The organism is Oryzophilus luti (genome assembly GCF_059726245.1).
Window position 1 is genome coordinate 3,196,569 of record NZ_AP040874.1, and the last position, 18,836, is coordinate 3,215,404.

An 18,836-nucleotide genomic window follows, 5' to 3' on the forward strand; every position below is an offset into this window, starting at 1 on the left:
TCAATATTTAGACCTATTTTCACGCAGGACAACAGACAACCATGCCGCACGATCTGCCCAAAGCTTACGACCCGAGCGAGATTGAACAACGCTGGGCCGAATACTGGGTCGGCGAAAAGCTGTTCCACGTCGACACGCCCACCACGTCCCCTGCTTCCGCCTACTCGCTGCTGCTGCCGCCGCCCAACGTAACCGGCCGCCTGCACATGGGACACATGCTCAACCACACGGAGATGGACATCATCATCCGCTGGCAGCGCATGTTGGGGAAGACGACCGTGTGGGTACCGGGCACGGACCACGCCGGCATCGCCACCCAGATGATGGTGGAGCGCCAGCTGGCCAAGGAAGGCAAGAAGCGCCTTGAGCTGGGCCGCGAAAAGTTCCAGGAACGCGTGTGGGAGTGGAAGGAGCAGTACGGCGGAGCCATCACCTCGCAGATGCGCCGCATTGGCGACTCGGTGGACTGGGGCCGCGAGTACTTCACCATGAACGACGGTCTCTCTCGCGCGGTGCGCGAAGCCTTCGTGCGCTTCTATGAAGAAGGGCTGATCTATCGCGGCAAGTACATCGTCAACTGGTGTCCGCGCTGCCTTACGGCGCTCAGCGACCTCGAGGTTGTTCACGAGGAGACGCAGGGCAAGCTGTGGGAGATCCGCTATCCCGTCATCGGCACCGACGAGTACATTACCGTGGCCACCACGCGCCCGGAAACGATGCTGGGCGATACGGCCGTGGCCGTGAACCCGCGCGACGAGCGCTACAAGCACTTGCACGGCAAGATGCTGAAGCTGCCGCTGGTGGGCCGCGAGATCCCGCTCATCCTCGACGAGCTGGCACAGCCCGAGTTCGGCACCGGCGCCGTCAAGGTGACTCCGGCGCACGACCCCAACGACTTCCTTGCCGGCCAGCGCCACAACCTGCCGCAGATTACGGTGATGGACGAGCACGCGCACATGAACGAAGAGGCCGGCGCATACGCGGGCCTGGACCGTTACGAGGCGCGCGAAAAGATTGTGGCCGACCTGGAAGCTCAGGGCTTCCTCGTCGCCATCAAGGATTACGTGGTGCCGCTCGGCAAGTGCGACCGTTGCAAGACCATTGTGGAGCCGCGCCTCTCCGAGCAGTGGTTCCTGGCCGTCAACAAGGCGACCAACGACGGACGTCCGTCGCTGGCGCAGGTGGCGCGCGAAGTGGTGGAAGACGGACGCATCCGCTTCACCCCGGACAACTACAAGCACATCTACCTGCAGTGGATGGAGAACATCCACGACTGGTGCATCTCGCGCCAGCTCTGGTGGGGACACCGCATTCCGGCCTGGCATTGCGCCGAGTGCGGCAAAGACACCGTCGCCCGCGAGACTCCGGAGAAGTGCGCGCACTGCGGTTCCACAAAGATTGAGCAGGACACCGACGTGCTCGACACCTGGTTCAGCTCGGGCCTGCTGCCGTTCACCTCGCTCGGCTGGCCGGACAAGACCAAAGACCTTGAAGCTTTCTACCCGACCTCGCTGCTGCTGACGGCCTTTGACATCCTGTTCTTCTGGGTAGCGCGCATGATCATGATGGGCTGCCACTTCATGGCCGACCATCCGCAGGGCATCGTGCCGTTCAAAGAGGTCTACATACACTCGCTGGTGCGTGACGCTGAGCGCCAGAAGATGTCCAAGACCAAGGGCAACGTGGTGGACCCGATTGAGGTGCTGGAGAAGTACGGCACCGACGCGGTGCGCTTCACGCTGGCCTCCATGGCCGCGCCCGGCACGGACATCGCCTTCAGCGACAGCCGCACCGAAAGCTACCGGGCCTTTGCCAACAAGATCTGGAACGCCTCGCGCTTCATCTTCATGAACGTGGATCAGGCCGAGGAGAAGGGCGTCTGGTCGCTCAGCGAGCTGAAGCCCTCTGACGCCGCTGGCCTCGCGGGCTTTACGCCGGCAACGCTCGAGGACCGCTGGATTCTTTCGCGCTTCAACCGCGTGGCGCAGCAGGTCTCCGAGTCGCTGGCCGAGTACCGCTTCCATGAGGCGGCGCATGTGGTCTACCACTTCTTCTGGGGCGAGTTCTGCGACTGGTACATCGAGCTGATGAAGGCGCGGCTGGCCTCGGAGAACCGCGACGAAGCGCGCACGGCCTTCACCAACGTGGGCTTGATCTTTGAAGGCTCGCTGCGCCTGCTGGCGCCGTTCATGCCGTTCATCACCGAGGAGATCTGGCACGCGGTCTTCGACGGCAAGCCCGCGCTGAAGTCGATTGCGCTGGCCAAGTACCCGACCGCCGACGCCGCGCAGCTCTCCGACGAGGCCGAGCGCGAGATGGCCATTGTGCAGGACCTGATTGTGGCCGTGCGCAACGTGCGCGCCGAGATCAAGGTTTCGCCCAAGGAGCCGCTGGCCATCGAAATTCACTGCGACGCCGAAATCCGCACGCTGCTGGAGAGCAACGCGGCGGCCATCACGCGGCTGGCCAACGTCAGCAGCTTTGAGTTTGTGGACCGCTCGCTGGCGAAGGAATCGAACTCGCGTTCCACGGCACGCTTCGACGTGCGCGTGGTCTACGAGTTGAAGATTGACGTGGCCGCCGAACGCGAGCGCCTGACCAAGGAGATCGACAAGCTCAAGGGCGAGCAGGAACGTGGTCAGAAGCAGTTGGGCAATGAGAACTTCCTGGCCAAGGCCCCGGCCAAGGTTGTGGAGGGCTTGAAGTCGCGCCAGGTGGAAGTGAAGGCTTTGCTGGAAAAGGCGAATGCCGCGCTGGAGGCGCTCGCCGGGAAGTAACCACGAGGACATCATGGACTGGACTAGCCGACGCATTACCGCGATCCTTGAGACGGCCCTGAACGAGGACCACGCGACGAGCGATGCAACCACCTATGCCTGCATTCCGCCGCGGCAGCGCGCCATGGCCACGGTTCTGGCCAAGCAGGATTGCGTGCTGGCCGGCATTGGCTGCGTACAGCGTATCTTCGAGGTCTTCGCCGAACTCGACGGCACGGTGAGCGCACATCCGGAGGTCACCACACACCCGGAGATCTTCGACGGCGTGCGGCTGCGCAAGGGCCAGGCCATCGCCACCATCCAGCACAACGCGCGCGTGCTGCTCAGTTGCGAGCGTGTGATTCTGAACCTGCTGCAGCGCATGAGCGGCATTGCCACCGAGACACGCAGGTACGTGGACGCCATTGCCGGCACCAACACGCACATCCTCGATACGCGGAAGACCGTGCCGGGCCTGCGCCTGCTGGACAAGTACTCGGTAAGCTGCGGCGGCGGCAAGAACCATCGGCTCGACCTTGCCGACGGCATCCTGATCAAGAACAACCACATCGACCTTTCGGGCGGCGTGGAGCAGGCGCTGGCGCGCGCGCTGATGAACCGCCGCGGCACGCAACCCATTGAGGTTGAGGTGCGCAACGCGCAGGAGCTGGAGGATGCGTTGCGTTACGGCGCCGAGGCCATCCTGCTGGACAACTACACGCCAGAGGACACGCGAGAGGCCGTCAAACGCATCCGCGCCCACTCGCGCCATATGTCCATCGAGTCCTCCGGAGGCATCACGCTGGAGAACGTGCGGCAATACGCCGATGCGGGCGTCGACTTCATCTCGGTTGGCGCGCTCACACACTCGGCCAAGGCCGTCGACCTCAGCATGCGCATTCAGCCACTGGCTGAGTAAGAAGAGCGTTACGCTTCGCTGAAAGTCCGGAACTCTGCTTCCGGACTTTTGCTTTTGCGGCATCTGCCTGTTCCCGTATTCCCTCAGCCGCAAGCCCGCAAACGACCGGACACTCGGTGCGCCTCACGGGCGGGAACCTGCCAGAAAGAAGATCTTTCGCCACAGGAAATTTCTGAATCGTCCGGCGGGGTGCGCGCGTCGAATTACTTGTTACAACGGATATCGTTGAAGGCGGACCGGCCGCCATATCCGCTGCAAAAGGAGATTTGAAATGCGCAAGCACCTGCTGGTTCTCACCGCTGTTCTGGCTCTTTCGCTCGGAGCCTTCGCCGCCGACACCTACACCATTGACGGCGCTCACTCGTCGGCCAACTTCACCGTCAAGCACCTGTCGGTTTCGACCGTGCGCGGCCGCTTCTCGGAAGTCAGCGGCACGATTCTGTTCGACCCGGCTAACCCGGCCAAGTCGTCGGTCACCGCAATCATCAAGGCGGCCAGCGTGAACACCGACAACTCGATGCGCGACAAGCACCTCTCGAGCCCCGACTTCTTCGACACCGCCAAGTATCCGGAACTGAAGTTCCAGAGCACCAGCGTGCGCAAGACCGGCGCCAACCAGTACGTTGCCATCGGCAACCTGACCATCAAGGACGTAACCAAGCAGGTTGAGATTCCGTTTACGCTTGCGCAGGGCAAGAACATGAAGGGTGGCCCGATGATCGGCGTGGAAGCGCACTTCTCCATCGACCGCACGGAATACCACGTCAGCTATGACCCGACCGGCATGGGCGTGTCCAAGCAGATCAATATCGAACTCGACGTGGAAGCAAACCAGACGAAGTAAGGACTGTATCGTTTTCGAGACAGGGCGCGGCTGCGGCTGCGCCCGTTTTGTTTTTTGGCTTGCGCCGGAGCGCGACTCCGTTCACCATCGGCGCATGGGTTTTCCTGCCTCCCACGACTCGCGCGTTGATGCCTACATTGCCAAGTCGGCGGAGTTCGCCCGCCCCATCCTTGAATACCTGCGCGATGTGGTGCATGAGGGCTGTCCCGAAGTGACCGAGACGATCAAGTGGAGTTTCCCCTGCTTTGAGTACAAGGGCATTCTCTGCTTCATGTCGGCCTTTAAGCAGCACTGCGGCTTCGGCTTCTGGAAGGGCACACTGGTAATGGGAGAAGGTGGCGGCTCCGGCGAGGCTATGGGCCAATTCGGCCGCATCACCTCGCTCAAAGACCTGCCGCCGAAGAAGCAGTTGCTGGCGCTGGTGCGGAAAGCCGTCAAGATGCACGATGAAGGCATCAAGGCTCCGCCGCGCCGTCCCCGCCCGAAAGAGGAACGCACGCTGGAAGTGCCGGCGGATCTCACCGGCGCGCTCCGCAGGAACAAGCAGGCTGCCGCCAACTTCAAGGCGTTCACCTACAGCAAGCAGAAGGATTACGTGGAGTGGCTGACCGAGGCAAAGACCACCGCGACGCGGGAGCGGCGCCTGGCCACGGCAATTGAGTGGATTGCGGAAAACAAGGGCCGGAACTGGAAATACGAGAAGTGTTAAAAAGTGCAAACCTGCAGAGCCACCTATTCACGGGCTTGAACACAGATGCTAAAAGTGGAATGAGGGTTCTTAGGCAAGGATACGGCCATGAGTGAACTTCCGATGAGCGGAGACCCCGGCGAGGTGCTTCCATACTCCGTCGAGTTTGACTATGGCCATGCCATCCTGATGGTGCGCTGGCACGGCGAGGTGAATGACGATGCCATCCACGCCGCCTACGAACGTGGCCGCAAGCTATACCAGATCTTGAAACCACAGTACGGCATCATGGACTTCACTCATGCCACGTCCATCAATCTGACGCCCGCGACCGTGCAGATGCTCGCCCACAGTGATCCGATATTTCCCCAAGGGGCCATTCGAGCCATCATTGCCGGCTCCCAGCACATGTATGGTCTGGCGCGCATGTTTGAACTCATCAGTGATGCCCGGCGCACCGGCATTCACGTGGTGCACACTGAGGCGGAAGCCCTGGAAGCTCTCGGCGGTGTGACGCCCCACTTCGAGCCGATCTCGCTCTCCTGACCCCCTGCGCTTTACACTCCCGGTACAATACTCGGCATGAAAGAGCATGCCCTCAGCGGCTTCTCCGCCACGGAAGAGCGGTTGCGCCGCATTGTGCGGCTGCTGGCCTCCACGCCCATGCTGATCGTCAGCGGCTCGCGCATCGCCGAAGAAGTCGGCGTCAGCCGCAGCGAGGTCTGGCGCGACATTGAGCAACTGCGTCAGCTCGGCGTCGACATTGCCGGGCACCCCTCCACCGGCTACCAGCTTGAAACCGTGCCGGACCTGCTGCTGCCCGAGGCACTGGCGCCGCTGGTGCGCGGCACCGTGTTCGCTGAACATATCCATCATTACTTCCGCACGGACTCCACCAACAACGCGGCCATGCAGGCCGGGGCCGAGGGCGAGCCCGGCGGTGCGGTGTTCGTCGCCGAGAGCCAGACTGCGGGCCGTGGGCGCGGCGGACACGACTGGACCTCTCCGCCGAGCCAGGGACTGTATCTCTCCACGCTGTTGCGTCCGGAGCTGCCGCCCACAGACGTCATCATCCTCTCGCTGGCCACGGGGCTGGCCGTGCATGCAGCGGTGCAGGAGACCACCGGCCTCGGGGCCGACTTGCGCTGGCCCAATGACGTCATGCTCGGCGACCGCAAAATCTGCGGCATCCTGATTGAGTTGAACGCCGAAGTCACACGCGTGCGCTACGTCGTCATCGGCATCGGCATCAACGTGAACCACGTGGAGTTCCCCGAGCCAATTGCTTCGCTCGCAACGTCGCTATGCCTGGGCACCGGGGAGACGCAGTCGCGCGTGCTGCTGGCCGGAGCATTGCTGCGCGCGCTGCATCGCGAATACCGCGCGCTGGTGGACGCGCCCTCCGAGGCTCGCGCCTCCATCCTGCGCCGCTTTGAGCAGCACTCCAGCTTCGCCACAGGCAAACACGTGCATGTGCCCGAGGATGGTGGCTACCAGGGCGTCACCGAGGGTCTCGACGAGCGCGGCTTCCTGCGCGTGCGCACTGCCGAGGGCCTGCGCACAGTGCTCAGTGGCGGCGTGCGAGCCGTTGAGGGCGGTCGCATCATCCAATAGTCGACACCACCGCAAGGAGCCTCCGACTCACCATGGGCCGTGCCCTGAAACGCCGTCTGCTGCCGTTCGTCAACCTGTGGCCGCCCTTCCTGGGCGCCGGCATCCGCGTCCACCGAATCTCCGAGGACTTCCGCGAGGCCGACGTGGAGATGCGCCTGCGCTTCTGGAATCGCAATTACGTGGGAGCGCACTTCGGCGGCTCTCTGTTCGCGATGAGTGACGCCTTCTACATGCTGTTGCTGATGGAGAACCTTGGGCGCGACTACATCGTGTGGGACAAGGCCGCCACCATACGCTTCCGCAAACCGGGACGCGGCACCGTGCGTGCCGAGTTCCGGCTGCATCAGGAGCAGATTGACGACGTGCGTGCCACCGTCGCGGAGTTCGGCAAGTGCGAGCGCACCTTCACGGTCTTTATCCGCGACCTTGAGGGCGAGGTGGTGGCCGAGGTCGACAAGCTGATCTACGTCCGCCACAAGAGCTACCAGCCGAAACAGAAGCTGCCGGGGGAGGCCTCCGATGGGAGCACGGAAAACGCTCGCCCCGTTGGAGGCCCGCCGCTACAATAGCCGGTGGCCCGGCGGCACGCGGCAGATTGCGGCTGCAACGGGCCAAGGAAGGCTCTTATGCTCTTCGTTCTCGACGTTGGCAATACTGATACTCATCTTGGCGTTTTCCCCACGGCGGAGGAGCCGGACACTGCCGTCAACGACCACGTTCCCGCCCTCAGCAGCGGCCCGCTGGCGGCCCACTGGAGCGTGAGCAGCGCACGCACGCAGACTGTGGATGAATACGGCGTGTTGTTCCGCAATCTGTTTGCGATGAACGACATTGATTTTTCGGCTATCCGCGGCATCATCATCAGCTCCGTGGTGCCGCCCATGGACAGCACACTGCGCGAGGTCTGCGAGCGCTACTTCCACACCCGCCCGCTGTTCATCGAGCCCGGCGTAAAAACCGGCATGCCCATTCACTACGACAATCCGTCGGAGGTTGGCGCCGACCGCATTGTCAACGCCGTGGGCGCCTTTGAGAAATTCGGCGGCCCCTGCGTGGTCGTCGATTTCGGCACCGCCACCATCTTTGACGCCGTCAGCGCCAAGGGCGAATACATGGGCGGGGTCATTGCGCCGGGCCTTGGCATCTCGGCGGAAGCGCTTTACACGCGCACGGCACGGCTGCCCAAGGTCGATATCCGCAAGACCGCGAAGGTCATCGGCACCAACACTGTAGCCAGCGTGCAAAGCGGACTCTTCCACGGCTACATCGGGCTGGTGGATGGCATTCTGGAGCGCATGACGGCCGAGTTGGGAGCGCAGCAGGTGGTGGCCACCGGAGGGCTGGCTTCGCTCATCGGCGGCGGCTCGCGCTTTATCAACCACATTGACGAGTTGCTGACGCTCGAAGGCATGCGCATCATCTGGGATCGCAACGCGCAGCACCTGCGCCGCAAGGCCGAGCTTCACAAGGCCGCCGAAGCCAAACCCAAAGCCTAAGCTTCGGCAACGGCTGTGAACATGAGGAAGGAGCGAGTCCCGCGACTCGCTCCTTCCTCTGCCAACCACCCTCCTGATCTCTGGTCTCTAGTCCCTAATCCCTAGCCCCTGCTCCCGCCCTTCCTCACTGCTTCCACAGCGCCTGTTCTGCTAACCTGTGCGCAGAAGGCATGGCAGTGGAAAGCTATTTCAACTACTTCACGGAAATCGAGGAACACTTTCAGCGGCGGCGCGGCACTCTGCTGCTGCTCTCCACGCTCGACTGGTCGCTGATCGAGAGCTGGAAGGATGCGGGCATTCCGCTGGAGGCAGTGCTCCGCGGCATTGACGCGGCCTTTGACCGCTGGGAACGGCGTCCGCACAAATCGCGCAAGATCAACGGCCTCGGCTGGTGCTCGCAGGAAGTGCTGGCCGCCGCCGAGGAGATGAATGAGGCCGCCGTGGGCTCGGCGCGTCCGCAGCATGACAGCGGCCTGGAGCGCGACCGGCTCGCCGCGTATTTCACACGCAACGCCGAGCAATTCGAGAAGGCCGCCGCCAAATCCCCAGAGGCCGTGCACACGCTGCTCGCCGACGATGCGCGCGTCTTGCGCGAACTGGCCGCAAAGTTCTCCGCGCCCGAAGCAGCCGGTGGCGCCGCCGATTCGCTCGAAGAGCTTGAGATGCGCATGACCGTGATGGAAGAGAAGCTCTTCGCGGCGCTGCTGACCTCCACCGGTGACGAACAGTTGCTCACCATTCGTGCGCAGGCCGAGCGTGAACTGTCGCCCTACCGCGGCAAAATGAACGCCGCGCAGATTGACCAGCTTCTGAAGCAGTACACCAACAAGAAGCTGATTGAGTTCTACGCCCTGCCACGCCTGAGCCTCTACTACATGCTGTAGCCGACAGTGATGGTGCCCGGATTTGCCCACTCCTGTATCCTTGGATTGTGCGGATAACCATTGAAAAACTTATCTATGGCGGTGACGGGCTGGCTCGCCTGGCGCCCGACGCGAGCGGCAAAGGCAAGGCCGTCTTCGTTCCTTTTGTGCTTGCCGGAGAAGAGATCGAAGCGGAACTGACCGAGGAGCGCCCGGGCTTTGCCCGCGCTCGCGCCCTCAAAGTCGTCACGCCTTCGCCTGAGCGTGTTGCACCGCGCTGCCAGCACTTCGGCAACTGTGGCGGCTGCCATTATCAGCACACGGATTATGCGCATCAGTTGGCGGCGAAGAAGCAGATCCTGCTGGAAACGCTGCGGCGCACGGCAAAACTCGAGCTGCCGTGCGAGCTGGAGGTTATCTCCGGCGAGCCGTGGCAGTTCCGCAACCGCGCGCGGCTCAAGTTGCAGACGGAGCCGGAATTTGCCGTCGGATATTTCCGCAACGCCTCGCATGAGTTGCTGCCGGTGCACGAGTGCCCCATCAGCTCGCCAGTGATCAACCGCGCCATTGCCGCGCTGTGGTCCTGCGCAAAGGACTTTGCCCGCGTGCCTCCCGTGCGCGAAGTGCAGTTGTTCGCCAATCACGACGACAGCCAGTTGATGCTGGAACTCTACGCCGAGCGCGCCGGAAACGGATCGCTGTTTGCCCTGCTGCACCGCGCCTTGAACACGGCTCTGCCCGAACTGGCCGGGCTTACGGTCTTCCAGTACTATGCGTCGCGCGGAGAAGAGGACGAACAGCTCCAGGCCGCGCGCAGCCGCGTGGTTTGCACCTTTGGCGAACGCTCCCTGCGCTACACCGTGGGCGAGCACGCTTACCGGGTCTCCGCCGGAGCCTTCTTCCAGACCAACCGCTTTCTTGGGGAGCGGCTGGTGCAGGCCGTGACCGCCGATTACACGGGCCAGAACGTGCTTGATCTGTTTGCCGGCACCGGCTTGTTCTCGCTGGCGCTGGCCCCGCGCTTCCAGCGAGTTACGGCCGTCGAGTCCTCGCCCTTCAGCGGCGCCGACCTGCGCGCCAACGTGGAGAAGAGCAACATCAAGGCCCTCGGGCGTGATGTCATGTCTTTCCTGCAATCAGCCAAGGACGCCTACGACCTCGTGGTGGTGGATCCGCCACGCGCAGGGCTTGGCGAACGCACGGCGCGGGCGCTGGGCGCGCTGCGCACACCGCGCATTGTGTATGTCTCCTGCGATCCCTCGACGCTCTCCCGCGACTTGCGTGTGCTGCTAGAATTGGGCTTCCGCGTTGAGCGCGCCGCCATGGTGGACCTGTTCCCCCAGACCTTCCACATGGAGAGCGTGCTCCACCTCGTGCGCGGCTGAGCTTGCGCGCGCGACCACGCGGCAATCCATCCCCCAGGAGTTGTTATGTACGCATTGGCCATTCTGCGCTATCGGGTTCCATTGGAGGAGGTCGCCAAGGCGACCGACCAGCACCGCGCCTACCTGCGCCAGTTGAAGGAGCAGGGCATGCTCGTGGCCAGCGGCCCCATGGACCCGCGCTCGGGCGGCGTGCTGCTGTACCGCGTGCCCGATGAGGATGCCAACGCGGCCCTGGAGCGGCTGCGCGACGGCGACCCGTTCTGGCAGCTTGGACTGGCCAATTACGAGCTGGTGCGCTGGAACGTGGTGATCGGCAAGGACGGTCTCGACACTCTCAAATGACCCCATCGGCGACACCCGCGGCGGGCCCCACGCACGCCGCAGCCGAAGTGTCGCCGTTTCCCCCGGAATTCAAACTTGTACGCCCGGCGGCGCCGATGTTCCACGCCGCCGTCGCTTTTGGTGCGGGCATTTTGGCCGCGCGATGGCTGTGGCATCCGCCGTGGGCGTGGTGCGCGGCCATGCTCGCACTCGGCTGCGCCGCATGGTTCCTGTTGCACCGCAGGCCGCTGATCGCGCGCGCAACCACGCTGGCGGTATTCGCCTTGGCTGGAGCTTTCTGCGCGCAGTTGCAGCAGGCGCAGCCAGAGCCTCCGCGGCCACTGCTCACCTACGCTGACACCGGCACCGTGGAGCTGACCGGCTGGGTCGTGCGCGATGGCTCCTTGCGCCGCTCCGCCACGCAGGACCCGCGCGAGTCGCTGGACCTGAGGGTGGAACAGGTGGCGCGCGCCGGCGAAGCGCCGGTTGCACTCCATGACACTGTGCGCCTCACGCTTTACCAGCCTTCACGCTCCGGCCCTCCGCCGGAGGTGGCTGAGTACTTTGAGGAAAACGATGCGCCCGCGACCGGAACCTTCCGCGGCTACCGCTATGGCGAACGGCTGAAGCTGACGGCCAAGCTGCACGAGCCACTCAACTACCGCAACGCGGGCAGCATGGACTACATCGCCTACCTGCATCAGCAGGGCGTCTCCGTCCTCGGCTCCGCAAAATCGACAGATGTCAATATATTGCCCGGGACTGGCGGCACGCGGCTCGGCCGCCTGCGCAGCCGCGCCCGCAATTCGGTCTTCGCGCACATACACCGCCTGTGGGCCGACCGAGAGGCTGCGCTCTTTGATGCCATGCTGCTGGGCGAGCACGGTCTGGTGAACCGCGAGCGGCTTGTCGAATTCCAGCGCAGCAGCACGTTTCATCTGCTCGTCGTCAGCGGGATGAACGTTTCAATCTTCGCTGCGTTTCTGTTCTGGCTCTTCCGGCGCATGCGCGCGCGCATGGAGTGGGCTGTGCTGCTTACGCTGCTCATCACCGCCGGTTATGCGTGGCTCACCGACCTTGGCGCGCCCATCCTGCGTTCCGTGCTGATGATCGCCGCCTCGCAACTGGCCAGCCTCTTCTACCGCGAACGCCACGCGCTCAATGGCGTTGGCCTGGCGGCGCTCGCGCTGCTGGCCTGGGAGACGCGCCCGCTTTTCGACGCCAGCTTCCAACTGACGTTTCTCGCCGTCGTGGTCATCAGCGGTTTGGCAATCCCAATTCTGGAGCGCACCTCGCTCGAGCGTCATCGCGCGCTCGACCAACTCTGGGTCACCGGCATCGATCCCACGCTGCCCCCGGCCATCGCGCAGTACCGGCTCGATATCCGCCTGCTCTCGAAGAAGCTGGCACGCCTGCTGCCGGAAGCCGTCGCTTACCGCGCCATTCCGTGGTCGCTGCGCGCCGCCTTTGGGCTGTATGAACTCGCAGTGGTCTCCGTGCTGATGCAGTTGGCGATGGCGCTGCCGACTGCGTGGTACTTCCACCGGGTGGCCGTGCACGGCGTGTGGGCCAACCTCGTGGTCATTCCGCTGACCTCGGTCTTTATGCCCTCGGCGGTGCTGGCCGTCACCCTCAGCTATTTGTGGGTTGGGCTGGCCAAGCCGCTCGCAGTGATGGCCGCGTGGTCGCTGGGAGGCATTACCGGTACAGTCCACCTGATGGGCGGCCACACGGTTCGCGATGTGCGCGTGGCCATGCCCGCCGCCGGAGCGGTGGCATTCGTCTTTGCGGCCTTTGCCGTGGCGTTGCTGTTGGCGTGGCGGAACCGCTGGCTGTGCGGCGTTGGGATTGCGTTGCTGGCGCTATCGGCGTGGGCGTCGGTGGCGTGGCACCGCCCACTCATGCACGCGCCTGGCAAGCTGGAGGTCACGGCCATCGATATCGGCCAGGGCGATTCACTGCTGATGATCTCGCCCGAAGGACGCACGCTGCTGCTCGACTCCGGCGGGCCATCGGGCTTCTCGCACTCGGAGTTTGATGTAGGGGAGGAGGTAGTCTCGCCCTACCTGTGGTCGCGCGGCATCGATCATCTCGACGCCGTCGCCTTCAGCCACGCGCACTCAGACCACGTCGGCGGCATGAGCGCCGTGGTGCACAACTTCCGCCCGCCTGAACTGTGGCTGGCACCGAACCTGCCGACGCACGAGTTCCTGAAGTTGATGAACGCCGCCACGGAGGCGCACACCGGGGCCGTGCTGCGCCATGCCGGAGACCGCTGGCAGTTTGGCTCGGTCGAGTTCCAGGCGCTCACGCCCCTGCCGGAGATTGCGCCCAACCCCAAGGTGCAGGACGACAATTCGCTCGTGCTGCGAGCCTCCTACGCCGGGGCGAACGCGCTGTTTCCCGGCGACATTCACAAGAAGATTGAGTTGGCTCTGATTGCCAGCCACGAACCGCTCAAGGCGGATTTGCTGAAAGTGCCGCACCACGGCTCCAAGACCTCGACCACAGAAGAATTTCTCGCAGCCGTGCGGCCCGGCTTTGCCGTCGTCTCCTCCGGACGCCACAACAGCTACAAGCACCCGCGCCCGGAGGTTCTGGAGCGGCTTGAAGAAGCCCACATAAAGACGTACCGGACCGATCTGCTCGGTCCGGTGACGTTCATACTCGGGGCTGACGGCGTGCACTACCAGCCGCAGCCACAATGAAAGCAGTTCGTGAGCGAATGAGCTGATTACGCGGAGGTCTCCTCCTCGTCTTCATCGTTTCCCTCGGACTCAGCTTCACGCGCAGTCATGGACTCGGCAATGATCTGGCGTGCTTCCTCTTCGTTCGCCGGGGCCACCAGCACCTCCACGCCGCCCACTGGCAGCACGTCCTGAGGTGCGTCGAGCGAGCGCACAAGCGACTCGATGCCGGCGCTTTCGAGCAAGCCCTGCACCACCATTGCCTCCGACTCCTGCTCCGTATCGAACACCGCAACCAGCGTGTCTTTCTCTTTCAGGGCCATGGCTCCTCCTCGCCCAGGTGACGGCTCCGCCACCGGCGGCGCCTCTCCCGGGGAACGATGAATCATACTCCCGGCGGCGCGCGGCGGGAATGCATTGCTCGGCCGTCTGTAGATTTTCGCGTCCTGCCCCTTCCCCGCCGGCATCGAATCTGGAGGGATGGCGAACGAAGCGGGAAATCCCGGAGCACGGCCTGACGAGCGCCTGGAAGAAGCTCGCAGATTGCGGCGTCTGCAGATCATGGTGGATCTTGTGATGTCCGTAATTGCGCAGGACCCCGAGCTGACGCTGGAGCAGGCGACCGGCATGGTCACCGACGCCCGCACGGCGGCACTGGCGATGTTTCCCGGCAAGGAACTGGCTTGGAACCTGCTCTATCGTCCGCGGCTTTACCGCCTGCTGCATGATCGCTACGGCTGGGAGCGTAGCGATTGATCTGGATGTAGATTCAACAGTTTAGATAACGCGCAAAGCGGATCTCCGCAGTCATTTTTGCTCTCAGGGAAGGTGCCTGCGGCTTACGATCGCTACAAAAAACGCGGTATTCTTAATGTGGGCTGCGCCGCAGTGCGGCTGTAGCGGAGGTTTCCGCGCGCATCTCTGTGGATTCCCCACGGCAGTATTGCCCAACCTGAGATCCGGCTCGCTGGTTGTGAATATGTTTACGCACGTTGGACCTGAATCGCGTCACAACAATCCGGCTGCTTACTTCGGCTCCCTGCTGGTGCACATCCTTGGCGGAGTGATCCTGCTCTTCGGCCTATCCATGCACGGTCGCTCGGCCGTGCACATGATGTCTCCGGAGATGATGAACTCCATGGACGTGTACATGCCTCCGGAGTTGAGTTCCCACGCCCTGTCCGCTCCCGCTCCGGCCCCCAAGGACGATCCGCTGCCCGCGCCCGCCAAGGACGCCGAGCAGCAACCGCTTCCGGAGCCTGCCAAGGAAGTATCCCCCAAGCCCGAGGAACCGAAGCCTGCCGCCACCGAGGCTGCTCAGACACAAAGTTACGAAGGAACGCCCATGGCCCGGCCCGCGCCCGCCATGCCAGACATGTCGGCCATGATCGCCTACATGAAGCAGCATCACCAGATCCACGACCCTCAGGCCATCTACAGTCCCCTGCCGCCGGAGCTGAAAGGCAAGCTGCCGCCGGAAGCTAACGGGCACGTGATGGTGGAGTTCACCATCGGCACCGATGGCCGGGTCAGCGACGTGAAGGTGCTGGAGCCGGCTGGCACCGCCATTGAGCAACAGCTCATCCAAGCTATTCTGCAGTGGCGCTTTGTTCCGGCCAACATGAACGGACAGGACATTCCCACCCGGCACCAGTTCATGATCCATATCGGTTAATCCAATAATTTTCCGCTTCCGGCCCGAGGGGTTCCGCGTCTGTAACCGTACCAGCCGCGCGCCGGTCAGGCTCCGCGCGGTAGAATCAGCCGCATGTTCGCGCCGCTCCAACCCGCCGCCTCCCGCAGACCGCTCTGGCTGGTTTGCTCGGTGGCGCTGCACGCGGCGGTGCTTGGCGCGCTGCTTTACCGGCCCGAGCCACCCATCCTGCGGCCTTCCGGCTCGCTGCGCGGCAATGGCGGAGGCTCCACGTTAACGGCTCTAATCGCCCCGGGCGCCAGTGTGGTGCCGCAGGAAAAGGCCGCTCCGCGCGAACTGCTGAAATCCGAATTGTCGAAGAAATCACGGCAGAAGACCGCGCCTGTTTCGGAACCGGCACCCATGCCCGCCGCCGCGCAGCAGTCACTCCGCCCCGGAATGCCCGGCTATATGCTTGGCTCGCTGGCCAGCGGCTATGCCAATGACCATGATGTAAGAATTGCGCTGCCGGTTTATTCGCCCGACCCGCCAATCCTCCGCAACAAGCTGCCGGAGTGGATTCGCGGCGACGTCATTGTGGAGGTCACCATCGACGAGCAGGGCAAGGTGACCGAGACGCGCGTGCTCCAGACCGTCGGCTACGGACTGGAAGAGACCGTGCGCGCCACCCTGCTTCAATGGCGCTTCACCCCCGCCAAGGTTGACGGCGTCTCAGTCGCCTCCCGCCAGGACGTGCACTTCCACTTCCCCAGCTAGCCCCCGGCGCGAGCACGTTCCCTGGTCGTCTTGCGTCCCTCCGGCCCCGCGCAGGCGTCATCCTGAGCGCAGCGAAGGATCTGCTGTTCGGCATGGCACGCAGTTGGCTTTGTGGCAGGGGGAGAGAAGCCGATTCTTCGTCGCCCGCATGGCAGGCTCCTCAGAATGACGCCTTCGAGCGTGGGCAGGTCTTGAGGAATCAGCCTCGCCGGGCGGGCTAGTGTCGCCCAAATGTTCAAATTCTGAAATTCAACAATCCGACGATCCGGCTCACTCGCCCGAGGAGTGGTCGTGGATGATGCGCCAGCCTTCCGGAAGCTTGCGGAAGATGAGCGTGGTAACGCCGTGGGGAGAGCTTTTGTCAGCCATACGCAGCCGCCACTCGGCGCGCACCAGCGCCGCCACCGGGCCGAGCATCTCCACCCGCGCATGGTCGATGGTAAGCCGCCCCATGCCACGAGGATTCTTCTGGTAGCTGGCGCGGTAGCGCTGCAGCGTGGTCTGCCAGCCGTGGGTTTCCGTAACGCCGGAGGAGAAGGTCAGCTCCTCGCTCTTCCAGTAGCCATCCATGTAGCCCACCAGATCTCCCCGGTTCCACGCCTCCACCTGGCGGTCAATCACTTGGCGAATTGCGGTCTCATCCGCGCTGCTGGCGGCGTTGTGGGACGCGTTGGCCGCTCCGGTGACGGCTCCGGACGGCTCCTGCGCCCAGGCGGTGAGGGCGAAAAAGAAGAAAACTCCGAGCAGAAACACCCTCTGGGAACGGTTCATATTCGTCCTTTCCGGCGGCACCCGGACTTTGTCCGCAGCGCACCCACTCCAGTGACATAACTCACTTGCCTAGATACGGCCGTGCGGGTACATTGTCCCGCTATGGCAAAAACGGTCTCCATTGGTGCCAAAGGTATGGCCGAAGAGCGGGTGAAGTTTGAGAACACGCTCAAGGCTCATCATCACTCTCTTCCACCCATCTATTCCACGCCGGACATGATACGGCTGATGGAGTCGGCGGGCTTTACCGCCCTGCAACCCTTCTGCGAGCCCGGCGAGATCTCCGTCGGAACCGCGGTCCATGTGGAGCATCGCGCCCCGGCCGGGATGAATTCGCTGGTTCGCGCCGAGGCCGTGGTCTCCGAGGTGGATGGCCGCTTTATCACCATGAAGGTGATCGCTCACGAGGGTAAAACGGAGCTGGGCCGCGGCACCATTACGCGCTCTATCGTCGCCCTGGATCCGTTCCTCGAAAAGCACGGCATCCCGAAACCGTAAGATCTTAATTTTTTCTGAATCGCAAGCGAGCCTCGGAATATCTATGTTCTCGAGGCACGTAGACTCGTGCTGTGGATTATCTCCCGGAGCGCCTGTGGGGGGCCTCCGGGAGAATCTATTTCCAGCCCAAATTCTTCCGTCCCACGCCAACCATCTTTCGTTCGAACCAATCAATCAGCAGACAAACTCGCACACAGGGCCGCGTGCTCAGCGCGTAACGTGCGCGTCAAACTGTATGGGAACGCTGCGCGGGGGGAGGCACTGGCGGTCGCTGCACGCCTGGTAGCGAAGCTCGCCGTGGATGCGGAAGGTGCCGGTCGAAGCGTTGTTCATGGCTCGCACCATCGCCTGTAACCGCACAGTGCCTGAATACACATTCAGTTTTTCGTCCGGCATGGCGGGTGAAATGTAATCCTCCCCGGCGGGGTATTGCACGTAGCCGGTCATCAGTTCCGTGGGCGGCTGCAGCTTCAACTCCGTGGGACGCAACAGCTCGCTGGTCACCTCGTGGCTATTGATGTGCATTCCGGCGGGGATATGCACTTCGACGGTAACGGTCGCGCTCTTGCCGCGCGCCACGCGCACCGGCGCAATCGGAGAAACAGTCACCGGACGGCTCTGAGCCAGCGTGACGGAGGAACAAAAAACGATGGCGGCCAGAATCAGCCGCCTGTAACGCCGCATCATTGCGATCAAGCTCCTTCTAAAAGTGTGGCATGCGTACATCGCTGGAGATTGGCGAGCGCCCCACGGCGAGCACCTGCTTCACATGCAGTTCCATCTCGCTGCGTTCGGGCAGGCCCTCAATGGCGTCCAGGATATTGCCGCGACGATCAATATAAAACGTGGTGGGCAGGCCGTCGATGCCGCCATAGCGCTTGGCGGTCTCATCGTTTCCCATCAGAATGGTGTAATTGATGCCCTTCTGCTGGACAAACTCGGCGACCTTGGCTGGAGGCAGGTCGTCATCCATTGAGACACCAATCACCGCCAGCCCGTCGGTGCCGTACCGGTTCTGCATCTCAACGAACCAAGGCATCTCTTCACGGCAGGGCGCGCACCATGTCGCCCAGAAGTTCAGCACCACGGCTTTACCGCGGAAGTCGGAGAGCCGCACCACTTTGCCGGAAGTATCCTTCAAGGTGAACTCCGGTGCCGGCTTTCCTTTGGCTCCGTCATTCATCGGAGGCGTTTTGATGCGATTGCTCTGCCGCAGGAACGTGACGAACAGCAGCCCTGAAATCACCACAATCGTCACGGCAAACGTCAGAACAAAGCGCTTCAGTTTGCGCTCCTGCCGGGCGCGTTCGACCGCATAGGGGTCCGCTGGCAGAGCTTGGGGGACTTCACTCTCCGGGGGCCGTGGCTCAAATTGCTCTGGTACTTCGCTCACGGAAACCTCACCTTGGGTTGGGGCAAAGACATACCGCCCCGCAGAATCAACTGCACTCTGAATTCGTTGATTGAGTGTGCAGCAAGTTTACCGTATGTGCAACCATCCACACTTGCCATATTGATGCTGAATCCACCCGGTTACGATTCAGCGCAAAAGGACAGCCCCGGACGTGACCGGGGCTGTCCGAT

At 63.1% G+C, this 18,836-nt stretch carries 20 protein-coding genes; 16 read left to right on the top strand and 4 right to left on the bottom strand.

The features are described 5' to 3' along the window. Nucleotides 1-41 precede the first annotated feature (41 nt). The 12 genes from AC6IZO_RS13575 (at nt 42) to AC6IZO_RS13630 (ending at nt 13,594) form a co-directional block, all read left to right on the top strand. A complete protein-coding gene (locus tag AC6IZO_RS13575; RefSeq protein ID WP_497805504.1) occupies nt 42-2,777 on the top strand; it encodes a valine--tRNA ligase in 2,736 nt (911 codons plus the stop codon). Nucleotides 2,778-2,790: 13 nt separating this feature from the next. Beyond that, nucleotides 2,791-3,675 (top strand): carboxylating nicotinate-nucleotide diphosphorylase, encoded by an 885-nt coding sequence (gene nadC / locus AC6IZO_RS13580; RefSeq protein ID WP_497805506.1) that lies wholly within the window; start codon nt 2,791-2,793, stop codon nt 3,673-3,675. A 271-nt stretch (nt 3,676-3,946) separates the two neighbouring features. Then, on the top strand, nt 3,947-4,519 hold the full coding sequence (locus AC6IZO_RS13585) for a YceI family protein (RefSeq protein WP_497805508.1): 573 nt from the start codon (nt 3,947-3,949) through the stop codon (nt 4,517-4,519). A 94-nt stretch (nt 4,520-4,613) separates the two neighbouring features. Continuing rightward, nucleotides 4,614-5,228 carry a YdeI/OmpD-associated family protein gene (locus AC6IZO_RS13590; protein ID WP_497805510.1) on the top strand — a complete coding sequence of 205 codons (615 nt, stop codon included), beginning with the start codon at nt 4,614-4,616 and terminating at the stop codon, nt 5,226-5,228. Nucleotides 5,229-5,315: 87 nt separating this feature from the next. Further along, nucleotides 5,316-5,753: a hypothetical protein gene (locus AC6IZO_RS13595; RefSeq protein WP_497805512.1), complete on the top strand. Its 438-nt coding sequence runs from the start codon at nt 5,316-5,318 to the stop codon at nt 5,751-5,753. Between the two features lie 36 nt (nt 5,754-5,789). Further along, on the top strand, nt 5,790-6,821 hold the full coding sequence (locus AC6IZO_RS13600) for a biotin--[acetyl-CoA-carboxylase] ligase (RefSeq protein WP_497805514.1): 1,032 nt from the start codon (nt 5,790-5,792) through the stop codon (nt 6,819-6,821). Nucleotides 6,822-6,853: 32 nt separating this feature from the next. Further along, nucleotides 6,854-7,390, top strand: coding sequence for a DUF4442 domain-containing protein (locus AC6IZO_RS13605; protein ID WP_497805516.1), 537 nt, complete (start codon nt 6,854-6,856; stop codon nt 7,388-7,390). A 57-nt stretch (nt 7,391-7,447) separates the two neighbouring features. Further along, nucleotides 7,448-8,317, top strand: a complete 870-nt coding sequence (locus AC6IZO_RS13610) for a type III pantothenate kinase (RefSeq protein WP_497805518.1) — start codon at nt 7,448-7,450, stop codon at nt 8,315-8,317. A 170-nt stretch (nt 8,318-8,487) separates the two neighbouring features. Continuing rightward, entirely contained in the window at nt 8,488-9,201 is a 714-nt protein-coding gene (locus AC6IZO_RS13615) for a hypothetical protein (RefSeq protein WP_497805520.1), read from the top strand. Nucleotides 9,202-9,248: 47 nt separating this feature from the next. Beyond that, the gene (gene rlmD, locus AC6IZO_RS13620; protein WP_497805522.1) at nt 9,249-10,565 is read left to right on the top strand and encodes a 23S rRNA (uracil(1939)-C(5))-methyltransferase RlmD; all 1,317 of its coding nucleotides are present in this window, start codon (nt 9,249-9,251) and stop codon (nt 10,563-10,565) included. A 45-nt stretch (nt 10,566-10,610) separates the two neighbouring features. Further along, on the top strand, nt 10,611-10,907 hold the full coding sequence (locus tag AC6IZO_RS13625) for a YciI family protein (protein ID WP_497805524.1): 297 nt from the start codon (nt 10,611-10,613) through the stop codon (nt 10,905-10,907). 95 nt (nt 10,908-11,002) lie between these two features. Continuing rightward, nucleotides 11,003-13,594 (top strand): DNA internalization-related competence protein ComEC/Rec2, encoded by a 2,592-nt coding sequence (locus AC6IZO_RS13630; RefSeq protein WP_497805526.1) that lies wholly within the window; start codon nt 11,003-11,005, stop codon nt 13,592-13,594. A 26-nt stretch (nt 13,595-13,620) separates the two neighbouring features. Here the strand turns inward: AC6IZO_RS13630 and AC6IZO_RS13635 are convergent, their stop codons facing one another. Further along, nucleotides 13,621-13,896, bottom strand: a complete 276-nt coding sequence (locus tag AC6IZO_RS13635) for a putative signal transducing protein (protein WP_497805528.1) — start codon at nt 13,894-13,896, stop codon at nt 13,621-13,623. Between the two features lie 157 nt (nt 13,897-14,053). On the opposite strand from AC6IZO_RS13635, the gene AC6IZO_RS13640 reads away from it, so the two are divergent. The 3 genes from AC6IZO_RS13640 (at nt 14,054) to AC6IZO_RS13650 (ending at nt 15,983) form a co-directional block, all read left to right on the top strand. After that, nucleotides 14,054-14,329, top strand: coding sequence for a hypothetical protein (locus AC6IZO_RS13640; protein ID WP_497805530.1), 276 nt, complete (start codon nt 14,054-14,056; stop codon nt 14,327-14,329). Nucleotides 14,330-14,552: 223 nt separating this feature from the next. After that, nucleotides 14,553-15,248, top strand: a complete 696-nt coding sequence (locus tag AC6IZO_RS13645) for an energy transducer TonB (protein WP_497805532.1) — start codon at nt 14,553-14,555, stop codon at nt 15,246-15,248. 93 nt (nt 15,249-15,341) lie between these two features. Further along, the gene (locus tag AC6IZO_RS13650; RefSeq protein WP_497805534.1) at nt 15,342-15,983 is read left to right on the top strand and encodes an energy transducer TonB; all 642 of its coding nucleotides are present in this window, start codon (nt 15,342-15,344) and stop codon (nt 15,981-15,983) included. Nucleotides 15,984-16,253: 270 nt separating this feature from the next. On the opposite strand, the gene AC6IZO_RS13655 is transcribed toward AC6IZO_RS13650, so the two are convergent. Further along, nucleotides 16,254-16,754: a YybH family protein gene (locus AC6IZO_RS13655; RefSeq protein WP_497805536.1), complete on the bottom strand. Its 501-nt coding sequence runs from the start codon at nt 16,752-16,754 to the stop codon at nt 16,254-16,256. Between the two features lie 102 nt (nt 16,755-16,856). Here AC6IZO_RS13655 and AC6IZO_RS13660 point away from each other — a divergent pair, with 102 nt between their 5' ends. Continuing rightward, complete coding sequence (locus AC6IZO_RS13660; RefSeq protein WP_497805538.1) at nt 16,857-17,252, top strand: thioesterase family protein; 396 nt, start codon at nt 16,857-16,859, stop codon at nt 17,250-17,252. 207 nt (nt 17,253-17,459) lie between these two features. Here AC6IZO_RS13660 and AC6IZO_RS13665 read toward each other — a convergent pair whose 3' ends face one another. Beyond that, nucleotides 17,460-17,939, bottom strand: coding sequence for a protein-disulfide reductase DsbD domain-containing protein (locus tag AC6IZO_RS13665; protein WP_497805540.1), 480 nt, complete (start codon nt 17,937-17,939; stop codon nt 17,460-17,462). A 16-nt stretch (nt 17,940-17,955) separates the two neighbouring features. Next, a complete protein-coding gene (locus AC6IZO_RS13670) occupies nt 17,956-18,645 on the bottom strand; it encodes a TlpA family protein disulfide reductase (protein WP_497805542.1) in 690 nt (229 codons plus the stop codon). Between the last annotated feature and the right edge of the window lie 191 nt (nt 18,646-18,836).

Excerpts from the sequence above, each read along its gene's own strand:
- AC6IZO_RS13575 (WP_497805504.1), top strand. The coding sequence starts at position 42 with ATGCCGCACGATCTGCCCAAAGCTTACGACCCGAGCGAGATTGAACAA.
- nadC (WP_497805506.1), top strand. The coding sequence starts at position 2,791 with ATGGACTGGACTAGCCGACGCATTACCGCGATCCTTGAGACGGCCCTG.
- AC6IZO_RS13585 (WP_497805508.1), top strand. The coding sequence starts at position 3,947 with ATGCGCAAGCACCTGCTGGTTCTCACCGCTGTTCTGGCTCTTTCGCTC.
- AC6IZO_RS13590 (WP_497805510.1), top strand. The coding sequence starts at position 4,614 with ATGGGTTTTCCTGCCTCCCACGACTCGCGCGTTGATGCCTACATTGCC.
- AC6IZO_RS13595 (WP_497805512.1), top strand. The coding sequence starts at position 5,316 with ATGAGTGAACTTCCGATGAGCGGAGACCCCGGCGAGGTGCTTCCATAC.
- AC6IZO_RS13600 (WP_497805514.1), top strand. The coding sequence starts at position 5,790 with ATGAAAGAGCATGCCCTCAGCGGCTTCTCCGCCACGGAAGAGCGGTTG.
- AC6IZO_RS13605 (WP_497805516.1), top strand. The coding sequence starts at position 6,854 with ATGGGCCGTGCCCTGAAACGCCGTCTGCTGCCGTTCGTCAACCTGTGG.
- AC6IZO_RS13610 (WP_497805518.1), top strand. The coding sequence starts at position 7,448 with ATGCTCTTCGTTCTCGACGTTGGCAATACTGATACTCATCTTGGCGTT.
- AC6IZO_RS13615 (WP_497805520.1), top strand. The coding sequence starts at position 8,488 with ATGGCAGTGGAAAGCTATTTCAACTACTTCACGGAAATCGAGGAACAC.
- AC6IZO_RS13625 (WP_497805524.1), top strand. The coding sequence starts at position 10,611 with ATGTACGCATTGGCCATTCTGCGCTATCGGGTTCCATTGGAGGAGGTC.
- AC6IZO_RS13630 (WP_497805526.1), top strand. The coding sequence starts at position 11,003 with ATGTTCCACGCCGCCGTCGCTTTTGGTGCGGGCATTTTGGCCGCGCGA.
- AC6IZO_RS13635 (WP_497805528.1), bottom strand. The coding sequence starts at position 13,896 with ATGGCCCTGAAAGAGAAAGACACGCTGGTTGCGGTGTTCGATACGGAG.
- AC6IZO_RS13640 (WP_497805530.1), top strand. The coding sequence starts at position 14,054 with ATGGCGAACGAAGCGGGAAATCCCGGAGCACGGCCTGACGAGCGCCTG.
- AC6IZO_RS13645 (WP_497805532.1), top strand. The coding sequence starts at position 14,553 with ATGTTTACGCACGTTGGACCTGAATCGCGTCACAACAATCCGGCTGCT.
- AC6IZO_RS13650 (WP_497805534.1), top strand. The coding sequence starts at position 15,342 with ATGTTCGCGCCGCTCCAACCCGCCGCCTCCCGCAGACCGCTCTGGCTG.
- AC6IZO_RS13655 (WP_497805536.1), bottom strand. The coding sequence starts at position 16,754 with ATGAACCGTTCCCAGAGGGTGTTTCTGCTCGGAGTTTTCTTCTTTTTC.
- AC6IZO_RS13660 (WP_497805538.1), top strand. The coding sequence starts at position 16,857 with ATGGCAAAAACGGTCTCCATTGGTGCCAAAGGTATGGCCGAAGAGCGG.
- AC6IZO_RS13665 (WP_497805540.1), bottom strand. The coding sequence starts at position 17,939 with ATGATGCGGCGTTACAGGCGGCTGATTCTGGCCGCCATCGTTTTTTGT.